We start from the raw sequence: 21,335 nt of genomic DNA on the forward strand, positions 1-21,335 counted from the left end.
CAGGAAGAGTTCGCCGCGCGGGACGGCTCAGACGCGGGCGGCGCGGAGCGGGTCGTACGGGGTGAGGTCGGTGTCCGGGGTGTCGCCGAGGGCGAGGCGGGCCACCAGGGAACCGGCGTGGGCGCCCAGGGTGAGGCCCGAGGCGCCGAGCCCGTTGACGGTGAACAGGCCCGCGTACGGCGGCAGTGCGCCCAGCAGCGGCAGCGCGTCGGGGCCGACGGGGCGGAGTCCGGCGCGGGTCTCCAGGTGGGTGGCGTCCGCGAGTCCGGGCGCCACGGAGAGGGCCTCGCCGAGCACCTCGGCCAGTCCGGCGGCGGTCACCCGGGGGTCGAAGCCGCTGCCGTCCTCGCGTGTCGCACCGGCCACGACCCGGCCGCCGTCGAAGGCCAGCAGGTAGTGCGGCGAGTCGGGGAAGACCACCGGCCAGCCGGAGGTGTCCGCGTCCCGCACCCGCAGATGCGCCAGCTGCCCGCGCTGCGGCAGCACCGGGAGCCGCACCCCGAGCGGCTCCAGCAGCCGGGACGCCCAGGCCCCGGCGGCGACGATCACCGCGTCGGCGGCGAGGAGTTCACCGTCGACGCGCACCCCGCGCACCGCCTCGCCCCGGGTGACGAGTTCGGCCCGTCCGGTGACCTCGCGGGCCCCGTGCCGCCGGGCGCCGCGCCGCAGCGCGGCGGCCAGCCGCCGTCCGTCGACCCGCGCCGCCCCGGACACCCAGAGCGCCGGGCCCTCGTGCCGCAGCGGCGGGAACAGCTCCCGCGCGCGGGCGCCGTCGAGCAGGTTCACCTCGCCCGCGGCGGGCGAGCCCGAGGCGCGGACGGCGACCCGTGCGTACAGCGCGTCGGCCGACTCCTCGTCGAGCAGCCGCAGGGCGCCGACGCGGCGGTAGCCGGGGTCCTCGCCGGGCCCGAACCCGTCCGCGTCCCGGGCCAGCGCGGCGAGCAGCGGCGGGAATCCGGCGGCGGCCGCGTTCGCCAGCCGGTGCCAGCGCGGGTCGGTGAGGCGGCTCAGCCACGGGCAGACGATCCCGGCGCCCGCCGCGGTCGCGGCACCGGCGAACTCCGCGTCGACCAGGACGGTTTCGGCTCCGGCCGCGGCCAGCTCGTACCCGGCTCCGGCTCCGGCGGCCCCGGAACCGACGACGACGATCCGCATCCGCGCAGTCCTTCCGTCCGGGAGTGTGGGGTGCCCGGTAGCGCGTCGTACCCGGGCCCGTGGCCGGGGTAACGCGGGAACCGGCCAGGTGCGCGCGTGGGTCAGGGCGCGCGGGCGAAGGTCAGGACGTGGTCGACGGTGTCCGCCTCGGACGCGGGTTTCTCCGGCCGGTAGCGGACCACGCGGGCGAAGCGCAGGGTGACGCCGGCCGGATAGCGGGTGGAGCGCTGGAGCCCGTCGAAGGCGATCTCCACGACCAGTTCGGGCCGTACCCTCACGCCCCAGGGCGGTCTGGACTCGGCGATCCGCTGGAGGTGTTCGGTCTGCCAGGCGAGGAGTGCGTCCGTGAGGCCCTTGAAGGTCTTGCCGAGCATCACGAAGCCGTCCGGGCCGCGGGCGCCCAGGTGCAGGTTGGAGAGGGTGCCGGTGCGGCGGCCGTGGCCCCACTCGGCGGCGAGGACCACCAGGTCCAGGGTGTGCACCGGCTTCACCTTCAGCCAGGACGCGCCCCGCCGCCCGGCGCTGTAGGCCGAGTCCAGGCCCTTGACCATGACGCCCTCGCGCCCGTCCCGCAGCGCCTCCTCCGCGAACCGCTCGGCCGCCGCCCGCTGTTCGGGCTCCCACGGCTCCTCCAGCGTCAGCCGCCGCACCCGCAGCCCGGGCGGCACGATCCGGGCCAGCGCCGCGTGCCGCTCCCGTACCGGCTCGTCGGCCAGGTCGCGGCCGTCGGCGGAGAGCACGTCGAAGAACCGGACGTGCGCGGGGAGCGCGGCCCGCGCCGAGGCCACGTCCAGCCGCGAGCCGACGCGCTGCGAGACCTGCTGGAACGGACGCAGGCGTTCCGCCTCGTCGAAGGCGACGACCTCGCCGTCGAGCACCGCGGAACCGGCCGCCAACTCCCGGGCCGCCTCGGTGATCTCGGGGAGCCGGCCGGTGATCTCGTCCAGGGTGCGGGTGTAGACGGTGACCTCGGGCCCGTCGATGTGCACCTGCGCGCGGATGCCGTCCAGCTTCTCCTCGACCGCGCACGGGCCCAGCCGCTCCAGCGCCTCGGCGACCGTCGCCGCGCTGCGCGCCAGCATCGGCCGCACCGGCCGGCCCACCCGCAGCCGGAACCCGGCCAGCGCCCCGGGCCCGTCCGCCAGCACCTCGCGGGCGACCGCGCCGAGCGAGCCGCCGTACATCACGGCCCGCCGCACCTCCCCGGCCGGTACGCCGACGGCCTCGGCGAGGCCCTCGACGGCGAGCGCGTCCAGCGCGCCCTGGCGCAGCTCACCCGTCAGCAGGCGGTACAGGAAGCGCTGTTCCTCGGCGGTGGCCGCCGCCAGCAGCCCGTCCAGCAGCCGCTTCCGCTCGGCCTGCGCGCCCTTCCCGGCGACCTGGGCGATCCGCTCCAGCGCCGCGTCCACCTCGGGCACGGTCAGCCGGGGTGCGGCGGCTGGCGGGGGCGGGGCGCTCAGCGTCCGGTGGCCCAGCCCGGTGCGGCGCTGCGGCGGGGCGCCCGCCAGGTACGAGACGACCAGCGGCGCCTCGGCCGGTTCGGCGGCGCGGAACAGCCCGGCCAGCAGGGCGGTCTTCTCGTTGCGGCCGGACGCGGCGGCGATCTCCCGCGAGGTCCGTGCCACGTCGCTCAGCAGCATGCGCCCTTCCTCACCACCCCAGGCTGCCCCCGGCTTCCGCGGCCCGCACCCGCGCGCGGGCCGCGGAAGTTCGCCGGGCGCGAAAGCCGGTCGGTATCGGCCAGGGTCGCGGGCGGCGGCCGGGCCGTTCCGGTTCCGCGCGAGCCCCCTGTCCGCGCCGGATCTTGGCGCGTTCCGGCGTCCGGCGGGCGGCCTCGCGCGGGGGCGGTGGTGGCGCGTTTGTGCAGGCCCGCTGTTCGGGCGCGTCACCGGAAGCGGCTACCATCTCGGGCTGCGGCTCCCCAGGCCGCTACGAGCCGCCTGCGGCCGACCTGGCGACAGCCTGCTACCGATGGAGGAGGGCCGTGATGGGAACCGATACACGAGAACATCCGCCGATATACCGGGACGTGGTCGAGGAACTCGGTGACGTACCGGGTGACGTGGCCGCGACCGCCGAGACCGTGCTCCGGGAGACCGAGGCCGCCGTCTTCGGCAACCGGGCACCCGCGCCCGCGGTCGAGGGCGCCTGACGGGGCCCGCCGCCCGCCGGGAGCGGGCCCACCGGGCATGAGCCGGCCGTTCAGCGCGCCTGTTCCGGGCCCGCGTCGCCGTCGTCCGGACCGTCCGCGGCAGGACGCGTCCGCTCCCCCGGACCGGCTCCGGCCGGGCCGTCGTGGTGCGGACCCGGCAGCAGGTGGAGCCGGGCCGTGGCCATGCGGCGCAGGGCGGTCACCGCGGGCGGGCCGCTGTCCGCGATCAGGCTGGTCCGGTCCTCGCCGACGAAGCGGGCGCACACCCGCCCGTGGTCCTCGTAGACCTCGGTGAGCACCTCGCACAGCAGCGCCGGTCGCCGCGCCGACTCCTCGTCCGGCGGCGGGTTCCGCACGAGTGCCGTGCCGAGGTCGCGCAGCCGGTCCAGCAGGCAGGCGTGGTCGCGCAGGTCCAGGCCCGTCATGCCGCCCGGCACCACCGGGTCCGACATCAGCGGGCGGACGTGGGTGCGGTAGTCGAGGCCCGCGAAGTCACCGGTGAAGGACAGCGCCGCCGAGGACGCCCGCAGCAGCGTGATCAGCCGCGCCCAGCCCCGGGCCTCGTACCCGCGAACGGGCCGCCTGGCGCGGTCGGTTCCGGTGCGGTCACTTCCGGTGCGCGGGCCGTCGAGCGCCGAGGTCAGGCCGCCGGTGGTGACGGCCAGGCCCTGGAGGAGGACGAGGAACAGGTGGTGGCCGCGCCGCCAGCGGCGCAGCGGCCGGTCGGTGGCGGCGCGCGGGCAGGAGACGCCGCGCGGGGTCGGCAGCACCGAGGACGGCTCGCCGGTGACCGCCGCCACCAACTCGCCCAGCCCGCGCCCCAGTTCGTCCAGCGTGCTCCGCTCCAGCGCACTGCCGGCCGCCGCGAGCTCGTCCAGCAGCTCGGCGTACGCCTGTGCCGTCGAGCCCAGCAGCACGGTCCGCGCGTCGCCCCGTACCCGCAGGACGCCGAAGAACCGGTCGTTGTCCAGATTGCCCCGCGAGGCCCGCGCGTCCTCGCCGTACGGCAGGGAGGCCGCGTCCGCGCACTCCTGGCGGAGGCGGCGGGCCGCTGCCGCCGCGCGGCGCGCCCCGGAACGGTCGGAGAGCGCCAGCAACTCACGGGCCAGGGACCGGGCCTGCGCGGTGACAGCGGGAGCGGCCCAGCCGTGCGGCAGGTCTTCCGAGGGGACGAGGGGGAACGGGGTCCGGGGCACGGCTCCACCTCCGGGGCGAGGGGCGTGGGATCTTCCCAGACTGGCCACGACCGCCGCCGGGGCGGGCCGATTGCTCCGGGGCCGGGCGTGGTGCCGTGACACCCCCGCCCGGGAGTCCGGGCGCGTACGTCAGCGCGGGGACGGGGTGGTGTCGCCGGCCTCGGGGGCTTCGGGGGCGGCCCCGGCGTCCGGTTCGGGGCCGTACCAGTCGAGGCAGATGACGGTGGCGTCGTCGCGCAGGTCGCCCCGGGTGACCTTGCGCAGGTTGCGGGTCAGGCCGCGGACGACCTCGCGCGGGTGCAGGTCCGCGTCGCGGGCGATGAGCACGGGCATGTCGAGCGCGGCCGCGTTGCGTTCGGTCATGCCGTCGGTGAACAGCACGAACCGGTCGCCGGGGCGTACGTCCAGGCTCTGCACCTGGTACGCGCCCCGGTGCGGGGCGCCGAACGGCGGGTCGACGGCCGGGCTCAGCTCCTCGACCCGCCCGTCGCGCAGCCGCAGCGGCCACGGGTGCCCGGCGTTGACCAGGAGGAACCGTCCGGTCCGCAGGTCGATCCGGAGGAGCTGGCCGGTGACGGTCGCGGCCTCGCCGTGCGTGAGGACGGCCTGGTGGGCGGCGCGGGCCTGCTCGGCCAGAGTGGCCCGGGCGCGGCGGGAGTTGCGCAGCGCGCCGACGACGAGGGTGGCCAGCAGCGCCGCCGCCGTGTCGTGGCCCATGGCGTCCGTGATGGACAGGTGCAGGGTGCCGCGGTCCAGGCTGTAGTCGAAGGTGTCGCCCGCGATGGTGAGCGCGGGCTCCAGCGCGGCGGCGACGGTGGCCGGGCCGGCCTCGCAGCACAGCGTGTCGGGCAGCAGGTTCTGCTGGATCTCGGCGGCCAGGGTGGGCGCCGAGGTGCGCCGCCCCCACTCGTAGAGGTCCGTGAACCGGCGGTTGGTGGTGACGACGTACGCCAGCGCGAGCGCGGCCTGCTCGGCCTGCCGCCGCTCCGTCGCGTCCGGCGGGTGCGGCAGGGTCAGCTGGAGGACGCCCATGACGTCGCCCCGGTTGGTGACGGGCAGCACCATCCGGCAGCCGCGCGGGGCGCCGGGGGCCTCCTCCGGCGCGGCGTCCTCGAGGCGGGGCTCCTGGGTGCTGATGACCTCGTCGTAGACGGTGCCGGGGAGGTCGATCCGGCGGCGGCCGCCGCCGTCGCCCGGGGAGAGGGTGTCCGGGAGCCGCCAGACGGCGTCGCCGCCGAAGTCGACCAGGAGCAGCCCGACGTCGCGGGCGCCGAGCTGCGCCGCCAGCATGCGGGAGACGACCTGGACGGAGTCGGCCGGAGCCGCCCGCTCCACCGCCTCGATCAGCTGCCCGAGCGTGATGTCCTGATCGCCCACACGGAAGCCCTCCCGCTCCGGAACGTCCTTCCTCCCGATGATGGACCCGCCGCGGCCTGGCCGCCCGCCGCACGCGGGCGGGGGCGGGGCCGGGTGCGCGGGGCTGCCCGAACGCGCCCTGTCCGGTGGGTGGTTGGGGCCCGTTCCGTGCCCCGGGTCACGCGGTGCGGCACGGTGCGGGCCGAGGGGTGTTCCGGCGAAGTGATTCAGGTTCCGTGTACTCGGGGGTAGGCCAGCCACCCCCGCTTGTTATACGTTCCGTCTAACAAGCGAGGCGGAAGGGCGTCTCGCGCTGCCACCGGAGGTGTCGGTCATGGCGGTCACTGTGACGCCGGCGCGCTCGTGTGCCGTACGCGGAACGCCCGCTCCCCCGCAGGCACCCGCACACCCGTAGCCGGGGGCGGCAACCACCCGCCGCCCGCCCCCCGTTGCCGGCCCCGGCGGACGCGCACACCCGGATCCCGCGTCCGCCCCGGCCCCCGCGCCCTCCCCCGCACCACCCCGGAACAGGCACCGGCACCCGCACGCAACTCGACGAGGAGTCCCGCATGGCAAGCAGCACTGTTCAGCCGGAGACACCGGCGGCCCGTCCCCAGGACGAGGACGTCGCCGAGCGGTTGCTCGATTCCTCGGCGCAGCTCTCGTACGACCCGGTGACCGAGGTCGACTGGGAGACGCCGCTGGACACCGGCTTCCACGGCGCCAGCCCGGAGTGGAGCACGCTGTACGGCACCCGGTACTGGAGCGAACTCAGCGAGGAGCAGCGCCGGGAGCTGACCCGGCAGGAGGCCGCCTCGGTGGCCAGCACGGGCATCTGGTTCGAGATGATCCTCCAGCAGATGGTGCTGCGCGACATGTACGCGAAGGACCCGACGGACGCCAAGTTCCAGTGGGCGCTGACGGAGATCGCCGACGAGTGCCGCCACTCGATCATGTTCGCGCGCGGCGCGAAGAAGCTGCGCGCCCCGGCGTACCGCCCCCGGCGGTGGGCGGTCGAACTGGGCCGCGCCTTCAAGACGCTGGCGGTCGGCGAGACGGCGTACGCGGCGATCCTGGTCGCCGAGGAGGTCCTCGACGTCATGCAGCGCGACTGGATGCGGGACGAGCGCGTCGTCCCGTTCGTGCGGACGATCAACAACATCCATGTGGTCGAGGAGTCCCGGCACATGAAGTTCGCGCGGGACGAGACGCGGGAGCGGATGCGGAACGCGGGACGGCTGCGCCGCCAGCTCTCCGCCTTCGTGATCGCCGTCGCCGCCTACGTCATCACCACCAGCATGGTCAGCCGCGACGTGTACCGGAACGCCGGGCTGGACACCGAGCGGGCGATGGCGGAGCGGAAGCACAACGAGCACCACAAGTCGATGATGCGCTCCAGCTGTTCGGGCCTGATGGACTTCCTCGCCTCGTCCCGGCTGCTCACCAGGCCCGCGCTGCTGTTCTACAAGCGCGCCCACCTGATCTGACCCCGGACCGCCGAGCCGCACGAGCCGAACTGAGCTGACGACATGGCCTTCGCAATCACCCAGACCTGCTGCAGCGACGCCACCTGCGTGGCCGTCTGCCCGGTCAACTGCATCCACCCGACGCCCCAGGAGCGGGCGTTCGGCAGCACGGAGATGCTGCACATCGACCCCAAGACCTGCATCGACTGCGGTGCCTGCGCGGACGCCTGCCCCGTCGACGCGATCTTCCCCGTCCCCGCACTGCCGCCCGCGCAGCGGGAGTACGCCGCGATCAACGCGGCCTGGTACGAGGACGGCGACGGGGAAGCCGCCGGGCCGGAGCCCGGACCCGCCGGCCACGGGCCGAACTTCCACGCCTGGGACGAGCCCGCCTTCACCCGCACCCTGCCCGCCGACTTCGCGCCGCTCCGGGTCGCCGTCGTCGGCACGGGGCCTGCGGGCATGTACGCCGCCGAGGACCTGCTGCTGCACACCAACGCCGAGGTGACCCTCCTCGACCGGCTGCCCGTCGCGGGCGGGCTGGTCCGGTACGGCGTGGCGCCCGACCACCCCGCGACGAAGAAGGTCGGCGAGACCTTCGCCCGCTTCCACGGGCACGACCGGGTGCGGATGCGGCTGGGCGTCGAGGTCGGCCGGGACATCAGCGCCGAGGAACTCGCCGCGCACCACGACGCGGTGATCTACGCCGTCGGCGCCGCCACCGACCGCCGCCTCGGCATCCCCGGCGAGGACCTGCCCGGCAGCCTCTCCGCGACCACCTTCGTCTCCTGGTACAACGCGCATCCCGAAGTGGCTCCGGAGGCCGGCGTGTTGGACGCCGAGCGGGTGGTGGTCGTCGGCAACGGCAACGTCGCGCTGGACGTCGCCCGGCTCCTCGTCGCCGACCCGGACACGCTCGCCGGGACCGACATCTCCGAGCACGCGCTCGCGGCGCTGCGCGCGAGCCGGGTCCGCGAGGTGGTGCTGCTCGGGCGGCGCGGCCCCGAGGACGCCGCGTACACCACGTCCGAACTGCTCGCGCTCAAGCAACTGCCCGGCGTGGAGCTGGTCGTGGACGACCACGACCCGCGCGTCGGCGAGGCCGTCGAGGCGGCCGGGCCGCGTGACAAGGCCGCCGTGCTGCGCGACGTGCCCCGCGCCCGGGTGGATGTGGCCTCCGGTCCCGCGCCGGGGCGGCGGATCGTGCTCCGGTTCCGCAGCGCGCCGGTGGAGGCGCTGGGGGACGGCGCCGTCCGGGGGCTGCGCGTCACCGGCGGGTCGGGCGAGCTGGAGATCCCGACGGGCATGCTGCTGCGGGCCGTCGGCTACCGGGGCAGGCCGGTGGCCGGGCTGCCCTTCGACGAGACGACCGGAACCGTCCCGCACGAGTCCGGCCGGGTGCGCGGCCGGGAGGGGACGTACGTCGTCGGCTGGATCAAGCGCGGGCCCTCCGGCGGCATCGGCGCCAACCGGACCTGCGCGGCCGAGACCGTCGGCACGCTCCTCGCGGACGCCGTCGCGGGCGCGCTGCCCGCGCCGAAGGGCACCCCGAAGGCGTTCAAGCGGCTGGTGCGCAGCCGCAACCGGAACGTCGTCGACGCCCGCGGGCTGGCCGCCATCGAGCGCGCCGAACTGAGCCGCGGCCTGCGGGACGGGCGTCCGCGCGTCAAGCTGGCCACCGTCGACGAGCTCCTCGCCGCGGCCCGGGGCGGCCGCCTGTCCCTCCGCCGCTGACCGGCGCCCCCGAACGGCCCGGCCGTCCCTCCGCGCGGGCGGACGGAGAGACGGCCGGGCCCCCTCAGCCGGGAGCCGCCGGGCGGGTGCTGCTCTCCGCCGTCTCCGCGACCACGTCCAGGACCTGGCCGCAGGTGGAGCGGAGCAGCTCCGGGAGGTCCACGTCGGCCATCGGGCCGCACAGCGCGTCCTCCAGGCGCTCGCGGACGTGCGTCAGGCGCGGGTCCGGCGGGCCGCAGAGGGCGAGGAGTTCCAGGGCCCGGCGGGCTCCGTCGGCGCAGCGGGCGGGGCCGTAGGCAGGTGGTTCGTCCAGCAGGCCGCGGCCGCTGCTCAGCAGGAAGGCCGCCAACAGCAGGGCCTCGCGGGCCAGTTCAGGGTTCGCCTCCGGCCGGTTCGGACCAGACGTCATAGCGGATCACCTCGTCCCTCTCGCGTCGGGCGGACGGGGTCACCGGCTCCGCGGGGCGGCCGACCGGTACCAGCAGCACCGGCTCCAGGCGGGGCGGCAGCGCGAGCAGGCGGCGCACCGCCGGCGGCCAGAAGCTGCACACCGGGCAGCCGCCCAGCCCGGCCGCGTGCGCCGCGAGCAGCAGGTTCTGCACGGCCATGGCCACGCAGAGCAGGCCCACGTCCCAGGCGTCGTCGTCCGGGGCGTCGTCGTCCCGTACCGCGCGGTCCCGGTCGAAGCAGGCGGCGACGACCAGCGGCGGCACGCCGATCATGCCGGGCGCGAACGCCCGCAGGGCGCGCACCCTGAACGGGTCGCGGACCGCGACGAAGGCCCATGCCTGCTTGTTGGCCGCGGTGGGCGCGGCGAGCATCGCGTCCAGCAGGTCCGACAGCCTTGCGTCGTCCACCGGTTCGCCGGTGTAGCGGCGTACCACGGCCCGCGAACGCAGCAGGCCGGCCGGCGAAGTGGCCGCGGGGGACGGCTCGTTCGCCGGTGGGGGCCGGCCGGTCACCACAGCACCGGGAGCCGCTCGGGGGTGCGTTTGATCCAGCCGGAGCGCCAGTTGATCTCGTCGGCCGGGATGGCGGGCCGCAGCTCCGGGAGCCGTTCCAGCAGGGCGCCGAGCGCGGTGGCCGCGTGTGCGCGGGCCAGCGGGGTGGCCGGGCAGTAGTGGCGGCCGCCGCCGAACGCCAGGTGCGGGTTGGGCGTACGGGACAGGTCCAGCCGTTCCGGCTCGCTGAAGACGGACGGGTCGTGGTTGGCGCCCTCGATCAGTACGAGCACCAGGTCGCCCGCGGCGATCGGCGTACCGCCCAACTCGGTGTCCCGGGTGGCGATGCGCGGCAGCCCGTCCCCGACGGACAGCTGGTGCCGCAGCAGTTCCTCCAGGGCCGGGCCCATGGCCTCGGGGCCGGCCCGCAGCCGGTCCCGCTGGTCGGGGTGGTTCATGAGCAGCATGGCCGCCAGGAGCAGGAAGGTCGTGGTGCTGACCGAACCGGCCTCGAAGAGCGTGTGCAGCGTCATGACCAGGTGCTCGTCGGTGTCCACCGCGCCGCTCCCGGCGTCCTCGGCGCGGATGCGGGCCAGCGCCCCGAGCAGGCCGGGGGCCGCGACGGCGTCCGGTGCCCGCAGGTGCGCGGCCATGTACGACATGCCCTTGTCCCAGTTGGCCCGCGCGCCCTCGAACCCGCGGGGCGCGGTCATGGTGCTGATGTCCAGGCCGCTCATCAGCCGCCGCCAGTCGTCGTCCGGCAGGCCGAGCACGGTGCACATCACGTGCGCGGTGTACGGGTCGGCGAAGCGGGCCTTGAGGTCGACGGGCGGGCCCTCGGCCAGCAGTTCGTCGATCAGCTCGTCCGCCCTCCTGCGGAAGACGGGCACGGCCCGCTTCACCACGGGCGGGGACAGGGACCGCATCACGGCCTCGCGCAGGCCCGCGTTGCTGAAGTGCTCCAGGCTGCTGCGGACCTCCAGCGGGAACATGGGCGCGTACTGGCAGCGGGCCCCCGGCTCGGCCGTGGCCGACAGGCTGAACGTCTCGTCGTGCAGGACCCGGGTGGCCAGTTCGTGCGTGGAGACCAGCCAGGCCGGATCGCCGGTGAGCGTACGGACCCGGGCGACCGGGCGGTGCTCACGCAGCCAGGCGCACTCCTCGGGGACCACGTCGCCGCGCCGGGACAGCGGGAAGTCCACATCCGTCCCGGCGGGTGCCTCCGCCCGTGTGGTGGGTGGCTCGTTCAGGGTCATGGGGCCGTTCCTTTCCCTGGCTGGTGCACGTCGCTGCGCCACGGCTCCGAAGAGCCGTCCGGGGTTTTCGGGGCCACCACCATGAATCCCTGATTCGCGGCGGCCAGCAGTCCGGAATTCCGGCGGAACAGGGCATTCACCACGGGAGTCGAGACGTGGTAGCAGGAAACCGAGGAGGGAACGCCGATGATGCTCGGGGTGTCCACGAAGAACGGGAGTTCACTGCCGAGGTACTCCAGCCCCGCCGTCATCTTCCGCCCGGTTTCCCCGTCGCCGTCCCGGTTCTCCCCGGACGGCGGGCGCGCCAGGAGATACCGGCGCACCATTTCCCGGCAGGCGTGGGCGAATTCCGGGTCGTTGTCCAGGGCCCGGTCGATCTCGGCGCGCAGCCGCCGGTACTCCGGGAGCTGCGTGAAGTCCGACAGCAGGTGCGAGCCCGGGGCCGGCCCCTCGGGCGAGGCCGCGTCGACGGCCTGCCGGATGCGGCGCCGCACGTCCTTCACGCGTTTGCGGGCCCGCCTGCCGGAGTCCTCCGGGGTCGCCCCGTCGGCGGCGAGCATGGTGTCGACGTGCATGTCGGCGCAGATCAGGTCGACGGCCCTGAAGTGCTGCTGCGCCCAGCGCACGAGCGCGGTCAGCCGCTCCGCGCTGAAATAGCTGTTGCCCGTACTGACCCCGATCAGCGCATGCTCCCCGCCGCGTCGAATACGGTCGCAGCGCTCGGTGAAGGGTCGGGCGTGGAATAACGTCGTGACGTCTGCTGCCGCCATGCGGAAACCTCCTGTCGGCAGGATTCGGGCACGGGCCCGGAGCCGAAGGGAACGCGCGGCAACGGCCCACGGAATCACGGGGATTCGGGACGGCGGAGCCGCACGCAACGGTTTTGTCCGGCCTGCGGAAGGGCGAACCGCCCACGTCGGACGGTTCATCCCAAGCAGTGATGCGGAATTGTGCGCTCCCGCACGCGGGAAACCGATCCCGGCGCGGGCGCACGCCCGACAACGCTACCCGGCCCCCGGCACACCCGCATCCCGGGAATTCCCCTGACCCACCCCGCACACACGGAATGCATTTCACGCTCCGGGGCGGACCCCCACCGAGGGCCGCGCGGGGCTTCCCCGGGCACCCGGTGGCGCAGAATCCGGTCCCGGAAAGGGAGTTCGCGCCGGAGCGATGACTTCCTCGCGTCCCTCGGGTCTCTCCTTCCGTCGTGTTCGTCAGCAGCAGCGAGGAGTCGTCACGTGCGCATCGTGGTCAGCGAGTTCATCAGTCTCGACGGGGTCGTCCAGGCGCCCGGCGGACCGGACGAGGACACCGACGGCGGCTTCGCGCACGGCGGCTGGACGCACCCGTTCTTCGACCCGGAGGTGGTGGGCGGCGCCTTCGACGAGGCGATGCGGAAGGCCGAGGGGCTGCTGTTCGGCCGCCGCACCTGGCAGGCGATGGCCGCGGCCTGGCCGGAGCGCGCGGGCGACCCCTTCGCCGACCGGCTGAACGCCCTGCCCAAGCACGTCGTCTCCGACTCCCTTGCGGACGGGGCGACTTCGGCCTGGCAGAACAGCGTCCGCGTCCCGGGCGGCGAGGCCGTGGCGCACCTCCGGAAGCTGCGCGAGAGCGGCGAGGGCGACCTGCTGGTCATGGGCAGCCCCACGCTGGTGCGGACGCTGCTGCGCGAGGACCTCGTCGACGAACTCCGGCTGATGCACATGCCGGTGCTCCTCGGCGGCGGCAAGACGATCTTCCCGGAGGACGGCGCGCACCGTCCCCTCCAGGTCGTCTCCACCACCACCAGCCCGCAGGGCGTCCAGGTCACCACCTACCGGCCAGCGGACCGGAGTTAGGCCCGCCGCGGTTCAAGGAGCGGGCCCCTCACCGGCCGTTCCGGCACGCCTCCGCCAGCCCGGCGAGCAGGCGGGCCCGCTCCGCCATCGCGTCGACCAGCAGGTATTCGTGGTCGGCGTGGGCCCCGCCGCCGACGGCGCCCAGCCCGTCGAGGGTGGGGACGCCGAGCGCCGCCGTGAAGTTGCCGTCGCTGCCGCCGCCGACCTCGGTGCCGCCCACCCCGGGCAGCAACCGCCGGGCGAGCGCGAAGAGTTGGGCCGAGGCGGAGGCGGGCATCGGGGGCCGCCGCACGGAGCCCTCCACGGTCAGCCCGGCGCCGTCCAGCTCCGGTGTCAGGGCGGCGAACCCGGCCTCCACCCGCTCCTTCTCGGCCGCCGACTCGACGCGGACGTCGACGGTGACGCTCGCATGCGCCGGTACGACGTTCTCCACCGTGCCGGCCGCGGCGACGGTCGGGGTGACCGTCGTGCCGAGCTCCGGGCGGGCCAGCGCCGCGATCCGCCGGACCTGGTGCGCCGCCTCGACCAGCGCGTTCACCCCGGCCTCGGGTTCGAGACCGGCGTGCGCGGCCCGTCCCGTGACGGTGACGCGGAAGGCCCCGGCGCCCTTCCGCCCGGTCTTCAGCGCCCCGCCGTCGGCGGCCCCCTCGGGCACGAGGACGGCGCCGCAGGCGAGCGCCCGCTCCTCGATCAGCTCCCGCGAGTGGTACGAGCCGACCTCCTCGTCGGCGGAGACCAGGATCTCGACGCCGGTCAGGTCGTCGAGCGTGGCCAGCCCGTGCACCGCCTGGACCAGCCCGCCGAGCATGTCGAAGACGCCGGGCCCGGTCGCCCGCCCGTCCTCGACGGTGAACGGGCGCCGCTCCAGCGTCCCGAGCGGGAACACCGTGTCGTGGTGCCCGAGCACCAGCACCCGCGGCTCCCCGCCTCCCGACCAGCGCACATGCGGCCCGCCGTCACTCCCGACCAGCTCGGCCCGTCCACCCAGCCGCGACTCGATCACCCCGGCCACGACCTCGGCCGACCGCGCCAACGCCGCCACATCCCGCGACGGCGACTCGACCTCCACCAGCGCCCGAAGATCCGCGATCATCGCCCCGGTACTCAACTCGACAGCCCTGTGCGTCATCACGGGGTCAGGGTACGGCGGGGGCAACTGGCCTGGCGGCCAGGATCGTTCACCGTGCGGTGGTGGAGGGCCGCGTCGAAATGCCTGGACACCTCGCGGGTTGCTCGGCGAGCATCCGCGGATGACAGAGGAAGCCGCTCGCCGAAGGCCGCGCGGTCGGCACTCGAAACGTGTCCGCTTCGTCGAGCTGTCCGGCGAGGCGATGTCCGCTCTGCTGGCCGGGGACCTGTCCGGAGCCGGCAGGACGGCCGGAGTCCCCCTGACCGAGCACTTCGTGACCGACCGGGCGCGGTGGCTGTGGCGGTTCCGGCTCGATCAGATGGCCGCCGATCCCGGCCGTGCACGGTGGATGGCGCGGCAGGCGGTCGTCGACGAGGAGAAGGATCTCGTCGTCGGACACGCCGGGTTCCACGGGCCGCCCGACGAGGCCGGCACGGTCGAGATCGGTTACTCCGTCGCTCCCGGCTTCCGTCGCCGGGGATACGGCCGTGCCACGGTGGCCGAGTTGCTGCGCCGGGCAGCGGCCGACAGCGCGGTCACGACCGTGCGGGCGACGATCGGCCCCGACAACGCGGCGTCCCTGGCCACGGTCTCGGGCTTCGGCTTCGTCCGGGTCGGAGAGCAGTGGGACGAGGAGGACGGTCCCGAACTCGTCCTGGAGGCCCCCGCCCAGGGGGTTCCACCCGCCTGACCGGAAGGTCGGCGGCACGGCGCGGGACGGCTCGGACTCGTCGGGGACGAAGGGCACTAGCCCCTGCTCGCGAGGCCCGCGAGGAAGGTGTCGCGGCTCGGGGAGGTGGTGTGGGGGACCCACAGGGCGTGGACCGGGACCAGGACGGGGGGTTCGAGGTCGAGGACGCGCGCGGAGCCGCCCGCCGCGGGTCCTGGCGGGGCCGTGACGAAGGCGATGTGGCCGGTGGCGATGACGGCCGTGACCGGCGGGGTGCCCTGTACCGGATTGCGTTCCGTCTCGGGTTCGAAGCCGGCCTGGCGGCACAGGCCGATCAGCAGGTCCGTGTAGGCCGAGTGCCCGGGGTGGCCCCACACCATGATGCGCTCCCCGCGCAGGTCGTCAAGGCTCAAGTGCGGGCGCTCCGCGAGCGGGTGGCCGGCGGGGACGGCGACGCGCAGCCGGTGCGAGGCGACCTGGACGCGGGTGAGGCCGTCGGTGGCGGGCATCGCGCGGGTGAGGCCGATGTCGCAGCCCCCGGCGAGGAGTTGCTCGCGCAGGTCGCCGGGGAAGGTCTGCTGGGCCTGCGCGTGGATGCCGTGGGTCTCGGCGCGGGCGCGGGCGAGGAGTTCGGCGACCTCCTCGGCCGTGACCGCGGGGGTGTGTGCGATGCGCAGCCGCTCCTGCTCCCCGCGTCCGATGCGCCGGGCCCGTTCCCGGGCGGCGCGCGCCTGCGCCCGCAGCAGCCGCGCGTCGTCGATCAGCGCCTGCCCGGCGGGGGTCGGTGTCACCTGCTGGTGGGTGCGGTCGAGCAGCCGGACGCCGACCTGCCGCTCCAGGGTGCGTACGGAGGTGCTCAGGGCCTGCTGGCTCAGGTGCAGCCGGGCGGCGGCCCGGGTGAAACCGGCCTCCTCGGCCACCGCGATCAGGTGCTCCAGCCTCCGCAGGTCCACGCTCGGCCCGCCTCCCCTTCCGGCCTCGGGTTCCGTCATCTCTTCAGGGTGCCCCCGGAGCCGGGGGAACGGCGGACCGGGCCGGGCTGTGCGCCCCGGCCCGGTCCGCCGTGCGTCGCGTTCAGCGGGTGGTGTAGCCGCCGTTGGCGAAGAGGGTCTGGCCGGTGATCCAGGTGCCCTCGGTGGCGAGGAACAGCACCAGCGGGGCGATGTCCTCGATCCGGGTCAGCCGGTCGCCCATGGCCTGCGACTTGTGGAACTCGACCCGCTGGTCGTTCTCCTGGGGGTAGAAGAACGGCGTGTCCATCGGCCCGGGCGCGATGTTGTTGACCGCGATGCCCCGCTCCGCGTACTCCTTCGCCGCCGCGCGGGTGAAGTGCTCCAGCGGCGCCTTCGCACCCGCGTACGTGGAGTAGCCGTCGGTGAACGCCGCCAGCAGGGAGGTGACGAGGCTGATGACGCGGCCGTTGTCGTTGAGCCGGTTCCCGGCCTCCTGGAGGAAGAAGTACGCGGCCTTCGCGTTGATCGCGAACATCCGGTCGTACTCCTCCTCGGTGGTCTCCGCGATGGGCTTGCGCAGCACCATGCCGGTGGTGTTCACGGCGATGTCCACGCCGCCGAACGCGTCCACGGCCCGGTCGAAGAGGCCGCGTACCCCGGCGACCCGGGTGAGGTCCTCCTGCACCGTCACGGCCTGGGCGCCCGCGTCGCGCACGGCCTTGGCGGTGCGCTCGGCCTCGGGTCCTGAGGGGTCGCCGTGGTAGTGGACGACCACGTTGGCGCCGGCCTCCGCCAGCTGGGTGCTGACCAGGCCGCCCAGGTTCTTGGCGCCTCCGGCGACGACGGCCGTCCTGCCCTGGAGCTGCTTGTCACTCATGGCTCTTGACCCTTCCGCGTGCTGTGCGCGCCGGGCGCTTCCGCCCGGCCCCGCCTTCCGGATCTCACGCTAGGGACGCGGGGTCGCCCGGCGGAAACAGAAAGATCGGGTAGCGCCACCAGGAACGCGGATAACCGCAGGTCGGACCGGCCGCCGGGGCCGACACCCGGACGCCGGGAAAGACCCGGACGGCCCCTCGGAGGGGCCGTCCGCGCGGTTCACTTCACGTGCTCGGCGAAGAGCGGGACGACCTTGTCCAGCGCGTAGGAGACGGAGAGCACCGAGTCCGTGGCGAAGGCCCGGCCGAGGTTCGAGTCGTCCTCGAAGACCAGGGCGCGGCCGTCGGCGACGGCGGGGATCTTCCGGTACAGCGGGTCCGATTCGATCTTCTTCGCGGTGACGCCGATCGGGGCCGTCACCATGAGGTCGGCGTCGAGCTGGTCGAGGTTCTCCTCGGACACGGAGACGGAGAAGTTCTTGCCCGCGCGCTTCTCCACGGCGGGGTTGTTCTCGAAGCCGAGGCGTTCGACGAACTCGGCCCGGCCGGTGCCGTGCACGTACGCGCCCCAGGAACTGGCCGTGCGGGAGCCGAGGGTGACGGTCTTGCCGTGGAACTCGGGGTGCTTCTTCTTCGCGGCCGCGAACTCGCCCTCGACGTCGCGGATCAGCTGCCGTCCCCGCTTCTCCTCGCCGAGCGCGGTGGAGACCATCTCGGTCTGCTTCTTCCAGGAGCTCATGTACCGCTCGCCGCCCTCGGGGATGCCGACGGTCGGCGCGATCTTGCTGAGGGTGTCGTAACGCTCCTGGTCGCCGCTGGACTTGGTGTCCAGGATGAGGTCCGGCTTCAGCGCCGCGATCTTCTCGTACTCGGGTTCCAGGGTGCCGATCTTCTGGGGGCGCTCGTCGTACCGGCCCTTCGCCCACGGGCCGACGCCGTCGCCGCCGAACTCCAGCCAGTCGCTCTGGCCGACCGGCTGCACGCCGAGGGCCAGCGCCGTCTCCGCGTCGCCCCAGCCGAGCGCCACCACGCGCTCCGGCTTCTCCTCCACCGTGACGTCCCCGAACGTGGTCTGCACGGTGGCCGGGAAGGCGCCGGACCCCGACGGACTCCCGCTCTCCGAACCCGACTCGGAGCCGGAGGAGCAGCCCGTGACGGCCAGCAGCAGCGCGGCGAGCGGGGCCGCGACGAGGGCGAGGGCGGTGCGGGAACGGGGGGCCGGCCCGGTTCCGGCCGGGGACGGGGTACGGCGGAGCAGCTTCTTCATGGGGGTTAGGTTAGCCTAACCTTGCCCATGACCGGGACGGCGGGCGCGGCCCGCGCGAAGTCCCGCGCCCGGCCCGGGACTTGGGCCGCACGCGTCAGCGTCCCGTCACCCGGTGGCGGCCGATCGGGACGATCATGGGTGTGCCCGAGGCGGGGTCGGGCACCACGGTGGAGCGCATGCCGAAGACGTCCGCGATGAGCCGCTCCGTCACCACCTCGCCCGGATCGCCCTCGGCGACGATCCGCCCGTCCTTCATCACCAGCAGGTGATCGGCGTACCGGCAGGCGAGGTTGAGGTCGTGCAGCACCGTCACCAGCGTGACGCCGCGCTCCTGGTTGAGGTCCGTGAGCAGGTCCAGGACGTCGAGCTGGTGGCTGACGTCGAGGTAGGTGGTCGGCTCGTCCAGCAGCAGCACGTCGGTGTGCTGGGCCAGCGCCATCGCGATCCACACCCGCTGCCGCTGGCCCCCGGACAGCTCGTCGACGGGCCGGCCCGCGAGCTCCAGCACGTCAGTGGCCAGCAGCGCCTCGGCGACGGCCGCGTCGTCCTCGGCCGTCCACACCCGGAACCAGCCCTGGTGCGGGTAGCGGCCGCGGCCCACGAGGTCGGCGACGGTGATGCCCTCGGGCGCGACCGGCGTCTGCGGCAGGATGCCCAGCGTGGCGGCCAGTTGCCGGGACGGCAGCGTCCGGATGTCCCGGCCGTCCAGCAGGACCGATCCGGACAGCGGGGGCAGCAGCCGGGCCATGGACCTGAGCAGCGTGGACTTCCCGCACGCGTTGGGGCCGACGACCATGGTGATCCGGCCGGGCGGAATGTCCGCCGTGAGCCCGGAGACGATCTCCCGGCCCGCGTATCCGAGGTGCACCTCACGCACCCCGAGGCTGTGCTCCGCGGTCACGCGGTACTCCTCTCCTGGGTTCTCCTGGGTTCTGCCGGCACGCGCCGTCCCGGACCTCAACCGCCGCGCCCGACCCGGTTGGTGCGCGCCAGCAGCCACAGCAGGTACGGGGCGCCGATCACGCTCGTGACCACGCCGACCGGGAGCTGCGCGGGCCCGAGCAGATGCTGCCCCGCGAAGTCGGCGACCAGGACAAGCAGCGCGCCGACGCACCCGGCGGGGAAGAGCGCGGCCCCGCGCCCGGGCACCAGCCCCCGCGCGACGGGCGCGGAGACGAAGGCCACGAAGCCGACCGGTCCGGCCGCCGCGGTCGCCACCCCGGCCAACGCGACGGCGCACGCGAGCAGTTGGAGCCTGGCCCGCTCGACGCCGACGCCCAGACCGGCCGCCGTGTCGTCCCCGAGCTGCAGCACCGGCACCCGGCGCGCGGCGGGCAGCAGCAGCCCGAGCAGGACCGCGACCGCACCGGCCAGCGGCCACAGGTGCGGCCAGGAGCGCCCGTTGAGGCTGCCGGCCAGCCACACCAGCGCCTCCTGCGCCTCGGTGGTCGCCGAGCGGGTCATCAGGTACGAGATCAGGCTCGTCAGTCCGGCGGCGACCCCGACGCCGACCAGCACCAGCCGCGCCCCCGTCACGCCCCGGCGCCAGGCCAGCGCGTAGATCAGCACCGCCGTCAGCAGGGCCCCGGCGAGCGCGAACCCGGAGAGCAGCAGACCGCCGGCGGCCAGCAGCGAGGAGGAGAGCACGGCGGCGGCCGAGGCGCCCGCGCTGATCCCGATCACGTCGGGGCTGGCCAGCGGGTTGCGCAGCAGGCTCTGGAACACCGCGCCGGACAGCCCGAGCGCGAGCCCGGTGAGCAGTCCCGTCAGGGCGCGCGGCAGCCGCATCTCCCCGACGACGAACCAGGTCGCCGGGTCGGCCCGCCCGGTGAGCGCGGCGAGGACGTCGGGGAACGGTACGGGGACGTCGCCGAAGGCGAGGGAGCCGCACAGCGCGGCGGCCACCCCGGCGACGAGCACCGCGCAGACCGTGCCGTACCGGGTGCGGCGGGCGCGGCGGACCCGGGCCACCTCCCGGACGGCGGCGGCCCGCCGGGCCTCCTGGGCTGCCCGCGCGCTCACAGTTCCACCAGCTTCCTGCGGCGCACCAGCAGCACGAAGGGCACGCACCCGACGGCCGCCGTGACGATGCCGGCCTGGATCTCCTCCGGCCTGGCGACGACCCGGCCGACGATGTCCGCGACCAGCAGCAACAGCGGCGCGAGCACGGCGCTGTAGGGAAGAATCCAGCGGTAGTCGGGGCCCGTGACGAGCCGCGCGGCGTGCGGTACGAGCAGGCCGACGAAGCCGATCGGCCCGGTCACCACCGTGGCGGCGCCGCACAGCAGGACGACGGCGGCGGCCGAGACGGCCCGGGCCCAGCCGACGCGCTGGCCCAGTCCGCGTGCCACGTCGTCGCCCAGCGCGAGGGCGTTGAGCCGCGGCCCGAGCGTCAGCGCGCAGCAGACCCCGAGCACGACGAAGGGCAACGCCTGCCACAGCACCTCGGGTTCGCGTGCGCTGAGCGCGCCCACCTGCCAGAACCGGAACTGCGCGAAGGTCTTGCTGTCCGTCAGCAGGATCGCGGTGGTGAGCGAGCCGAGCGCGGCGGACGTCGCGGCGCCGGCGAGCGCCAGCTTCACCGGCGTCGCGCCCTCCCTGCCGAGCGAGCCCACCCCGTACACCAGGACGGCGGCCAGCAGCGCGCCCGCGAAGCCGAACCAGATGTACTGCTCCGGCGCGGTCAGCCCGAGCACGCCCATGGCCAGCACCACGGCGACGGAGGCGCCGGAGTTCACGCCGAGCAGCCCGGGGTCGGCCAGCGGGTTGCGCGTGACGCCCTGCATCAGCGCGCCCGCCAGCCCGAGCGCCGTCCCGGCCAGCAGTCCGGCCGCGGTCCGCGGGACGCGTACCTCCTGCACGATCAGGTGCAGCCGGTCCGTCCGGTCCGGGTCCACCAGCCCCTGCCACACCGCACCGAGCGGCACGTCCCCCGAGCCGACGGCCAGGCTCACGGCCACGGCGGCGGCGAGCGCCAGCACGGCGGCCCCGAGCCCCAGAACCCGCACCCCGCGCGGGGCTCCCACGGGGAGCACGGGTGCGGCTTCGGCGGACGGCTCGGCGGCGTCCCGGTTCACCGGACGCTCCCCGTGCGGGACGGGACGGCGGCTGACTGCACCGTGGGACTCCTCGACATGTGCGGCTCGTTGGGCGGAACCCGGCGGTCGCGGGGGCGTACCGGTCCGGTGCGGGTGCGCTCGCCCGTGCCGCGCGCGGGGGTGCGGCGGCGTGCGTGCGGGCGGCGAAAGCCCGAGGGAGAGCCCCACGGACCGTGAAGTAAGGTGACCCTAACATCGTCCGGAGCCGCCGCGAGGCGACCGGCTCCGCACCCCGTCCGGCCCCGC

General features: G+C 75.0%; 20 protein-coding genes. 5 read left to right on the plus strand and 15 right to left on the minus strand.

Going from position 1 to position 21,335, the window contains the following annotated elements; all coding sequences use genetic code 11:
- Positions 1–27: 27 nt before the first annotated feature.
- Together HCC30_RS19340 and HCC30_RS19345 are read right to left on the minus strand one after the other, a co-directional pair.
- Complete coding sequence (locus tag HCC30_RS19340; protein ID WP_169443851.1) at positions 28–1,155, minus strand: FAD-dependent oxidoreductase; 1,128 nt, start codon at positions 1,153–1,155, stop codon at positions 28–30.
- A gap of 101 nt (positions 1,156–1,256) precedes the next feature.
- On the minus strand, positions 1,257–2,795 hold the full coding sequence (locus HCC30_RS19345) for an ATP-dependent DNA ligase (RefSeq protein WP_169443852.1): 1,539 nt from the start codon (positions 2,793–2,795) through the stop codon (positions 1,257–1,259).
- A 347-nt stretch (positions 2,796–3,142) separates the two neighbouring features.
- On the opposite strand from HCC30_RS19345, the gene HCC30_RS19350 reads away from it, so the two are divergent.
- Positions 3,143–3,307, plus strand: coding sequence for a hypothetical protein (locus tag HCC30_RS19350; RefSeq protein WP_169443853.1), 165 nt, complete (start codon positions 3,143–3,145; stop codon positions 3,305–3,307).
- A gap of 50 nt (positions 3,308–3,357) precedes the next feature.
- On the opposite strand, the gene HCC30_RS19355 is transcribed toward HCC30_RS19350, so the two are convergent.
- Both HCC30_RS19355 and HCC30_RS19360 read right to left on the minus strand, forming a co-directional pair.
- The gene (locus HCC30_RS19355; RefSeq protein WP_169443854.1) at positions 3,358–4,503 is read right to left on the minus strand and encodes a hypothetical protein; all 1,146 of its coding nucleotides are present in this window, start codon (positions 4,501–4,503) and stop codon (positions 3,358–3,360) included.
- A gap of 129 nt (positions 4,504–4,632) precedes the next feature.
- The gene (locus HCC30_RS19360) at positions 4,633–5,880 is read right to left on the minus strand and encodes a SpoIIE family protein phosphatase (RefSeq protein ID WP_346776701.1); all 1,248 of its coding nucleotides are present in this window, start codon (positions 5,878–5,880) and stop codon (positions 4,633–4,635) included.
- Between the two features lie 548 nt (positions 5,881–6,428).
- Here HCC30_RS19360 and HCC30_RS19365 point away from each other — a divergent pair.
- Positions 6,429–7,346, plus strand: coding sequence for a diiron oxygenase (locus tag HCC30_RS19365; protein WP_169443855.1), 918 nt, complete (start codon positions 6,429–6,431; stop codon positions 7,344–7,346).
- Between the two features lie 42 nt (positions 7,347–7,388).
- Positions 7,389–9,059, plus strand: a complete 1,671-nt coding sequence (locus HCC30_RS19370; RefSeq protein ID WP_169443856.1) for an FAD-dependent oxidoreductase — start codon at positions 7,389–7,391, stop codon at positions 9,057–9,059.
- A gap of 64 nt (positions 9,060–9,123) precedes the next feature.
- Here HCC30_RS19370 and HCC30_RS19375 read toward each other — a convergent pair whose 3' ends face one another.
- From HCC30_RS19375 to HCC30_RS19390, 4 genes are read right to left on the minus strand one after another with little or no spacing between them, the layout of a single operon-like run.
- Positions 9,124–9,468, minus strand: a complete 345-nt coding sequence (locus HCC30_RS19375) for a DUF6092 family protein (RefSeq protein ID WP_240979722.1) — start codon at positions 9,466–9,468, stop codon at positions 9,124–9,126.
- Positions 9,431–10,021: a nitroreductase family protein gene (locus tag HCC30_RS19380; protein ID WP_169443857.1), complete on the minus strand. Its 591-nt coding sequence runs from the start codon at positions 10,019–10,021 to the stop codon at positions 9,431–9,433. Before HCC30_RS19380 ends, HCC30_RS19375 begins: the two co-directional genes overlap by 38 nt.
- Entirely contained in the window at positions 10,018–11,256 is a 1,239-nt protein-coding gene (locus HCC30_RS19385; protein ID WP_169443858.1) for a cytochrome P450, read from the minus strand. The genes HCC30_RS19380 and HCC30_RS19385 overlap by 4 nt, the downstream gene beginning before the upstream one ends.
- Positions 11,253–12,026, minus strand: coding sequence for a tRNA-dependent cyclodipeptide synthase (locus HCC30_RS19390; protein WP_169443859.1), 774 nt, complete (start codon positions 12,024–12,026; stop codon positions 11,253–11,255). Before HCC30_RS19390 ends, HCC30_RS19385 begins: the two co-directional genes overlap by 4 nt.
- A 471-nt stretch (positions 12,027–12,497) precedes the next feature.
- Between HCC30_RS19390 and HCC30_RS19395 the strand changes: the two genes are divergently transcribed.
- Positions 12,498–13,097: a dihydrofolate reductase family protein gene (locus HCC30_RS19395; protein WP_169443860.1), complete on the plus strand. Its 600-nt coding sequence runs from the start codon at positions 12,498–12,500 to the stop codon at positions 13,095–13,097.
- A gap of 28 nt (positions 13,098–13,125) precedes the next feature.
- Here HCC30_RS19395 and HCC30_RS19400 read toward each other — a convergent pair whose 3' ends face one another.
- Positions 13,126–14,226 (minus strand): M20 family metallopeptidase, encoded by a 1,101-nt coding sequence (locus tag HCC30_RS19400; protein ID WP_169443861.1) that lies wholly within the window; start codon positions 14,224–14,226, stop codon positions 13,126–13,128.
- 121 nt (positions 14,227–14,347) lie between these two features.
- Between HCC30_RS19400 and HCC30_RS19405 the strand changes: the two genes are divergently transcribed.
- Complete coding sequence (locus tag HCC30_RS19405) at positions 14,348–14,917, plus strand: GNAT family protein (protein ID WP_169443862.1); 570 nt, start codon at positions 14,348–14,350, stop codon at positions 14,915–14,917.
- 56 nt (positions 14,918–14,973) lie between these two features.
- Here the strand turns inward: HCC30_RS19405 and HCC30_RS19410 are convergent, their stop codons facing one another.
- The 6 genes from HCC30_RS19410 to HCC30_RS19435 form a co-directional block, all read right to left on the minus strand.
- Positions 14,974–15,888: a LysR substrate-binding domain-containing protein gene (locus HCC30_RS19410; protein WP_169443863.1), complete on the minus strand. Its 915-nt coding sequence runs from the start codon at positions 15,886–15,888 to the stop codon at positions 14,974–14,976.
- A gap of 82 nt (positions 15,889–15,970) precedes the next feature.
- On the minus strand, positions 15,971–16,726 hold the full coding sequence (locus HCC30_RS19415) for an SDR family oxidoreductase (RefSeq protein WP_169443864.1): 756 nt from the start codon (positions 16,724–16,726) through the stop codon (positions 15,971–15,973).
- 218 nt (positions 16,727–16,944) lie between these two features.
- Positions 16,945–17,991, minus strand: a complete 1,047-nt coding sequence (locus HCC30_RS19420) for an iron-siderophore ABC transporter substrate-binding protein (protein WP_169443865.1) — start codon at positions 17,989–17,991, stop codon at positions 16,945–16,947.
- A gap of 94 nt (positions 17,992–18,085) precedes the next feature.
- The gene (locus HCC30_RS19425) at positions 18,086–18,892 is read right to left on the minus strand and encodes an ABC transporter ATP-binding protein (protein ID WP_169443866.1); all 807 of its coding nucleotides are present in this window, start codon (positions 18,890–18,892) and stop codon (positions 18,086–18,088) included.
- Between the two features lie 56 nt (positions 18,893–18,948).
- Entirely contained in the window at positions 18,949–20,013 is a 1,065-nt protein-coding gene (locus tag HCC30_RS19430) for an iron chelate uptake ABC transporter family permease subunit (protein ID WP_169443867.1), read from the minus strand.
- Complete coding sequence (locus HCC30_RS19435) at positions 20,010–20,999, minus strand: iron chelate uptake ABC transporter family permease subunit (protein ID WP_346776709.1); 990 nt, start codon at positions 20,997–20,999, stop codon at positions 20,010–20,012. Before HCC30_RS19435 ends, HCC30_RS19430 begins: the two co-directional genes overlap by 4 nt.
- Between the last annotated feature and the right edge of the window lie 336 nt (positions 21,000–21,335).

Source organism: Streptomyces sp. HNM0574, from assembly GCF_012726235.1.
In the GTDB taxonomy this organism is placed as follows: Bacteria; Actinomycetota; Actinomycetes; order Streptomycetales; family Streptomycetaceae; genus Streptomyces.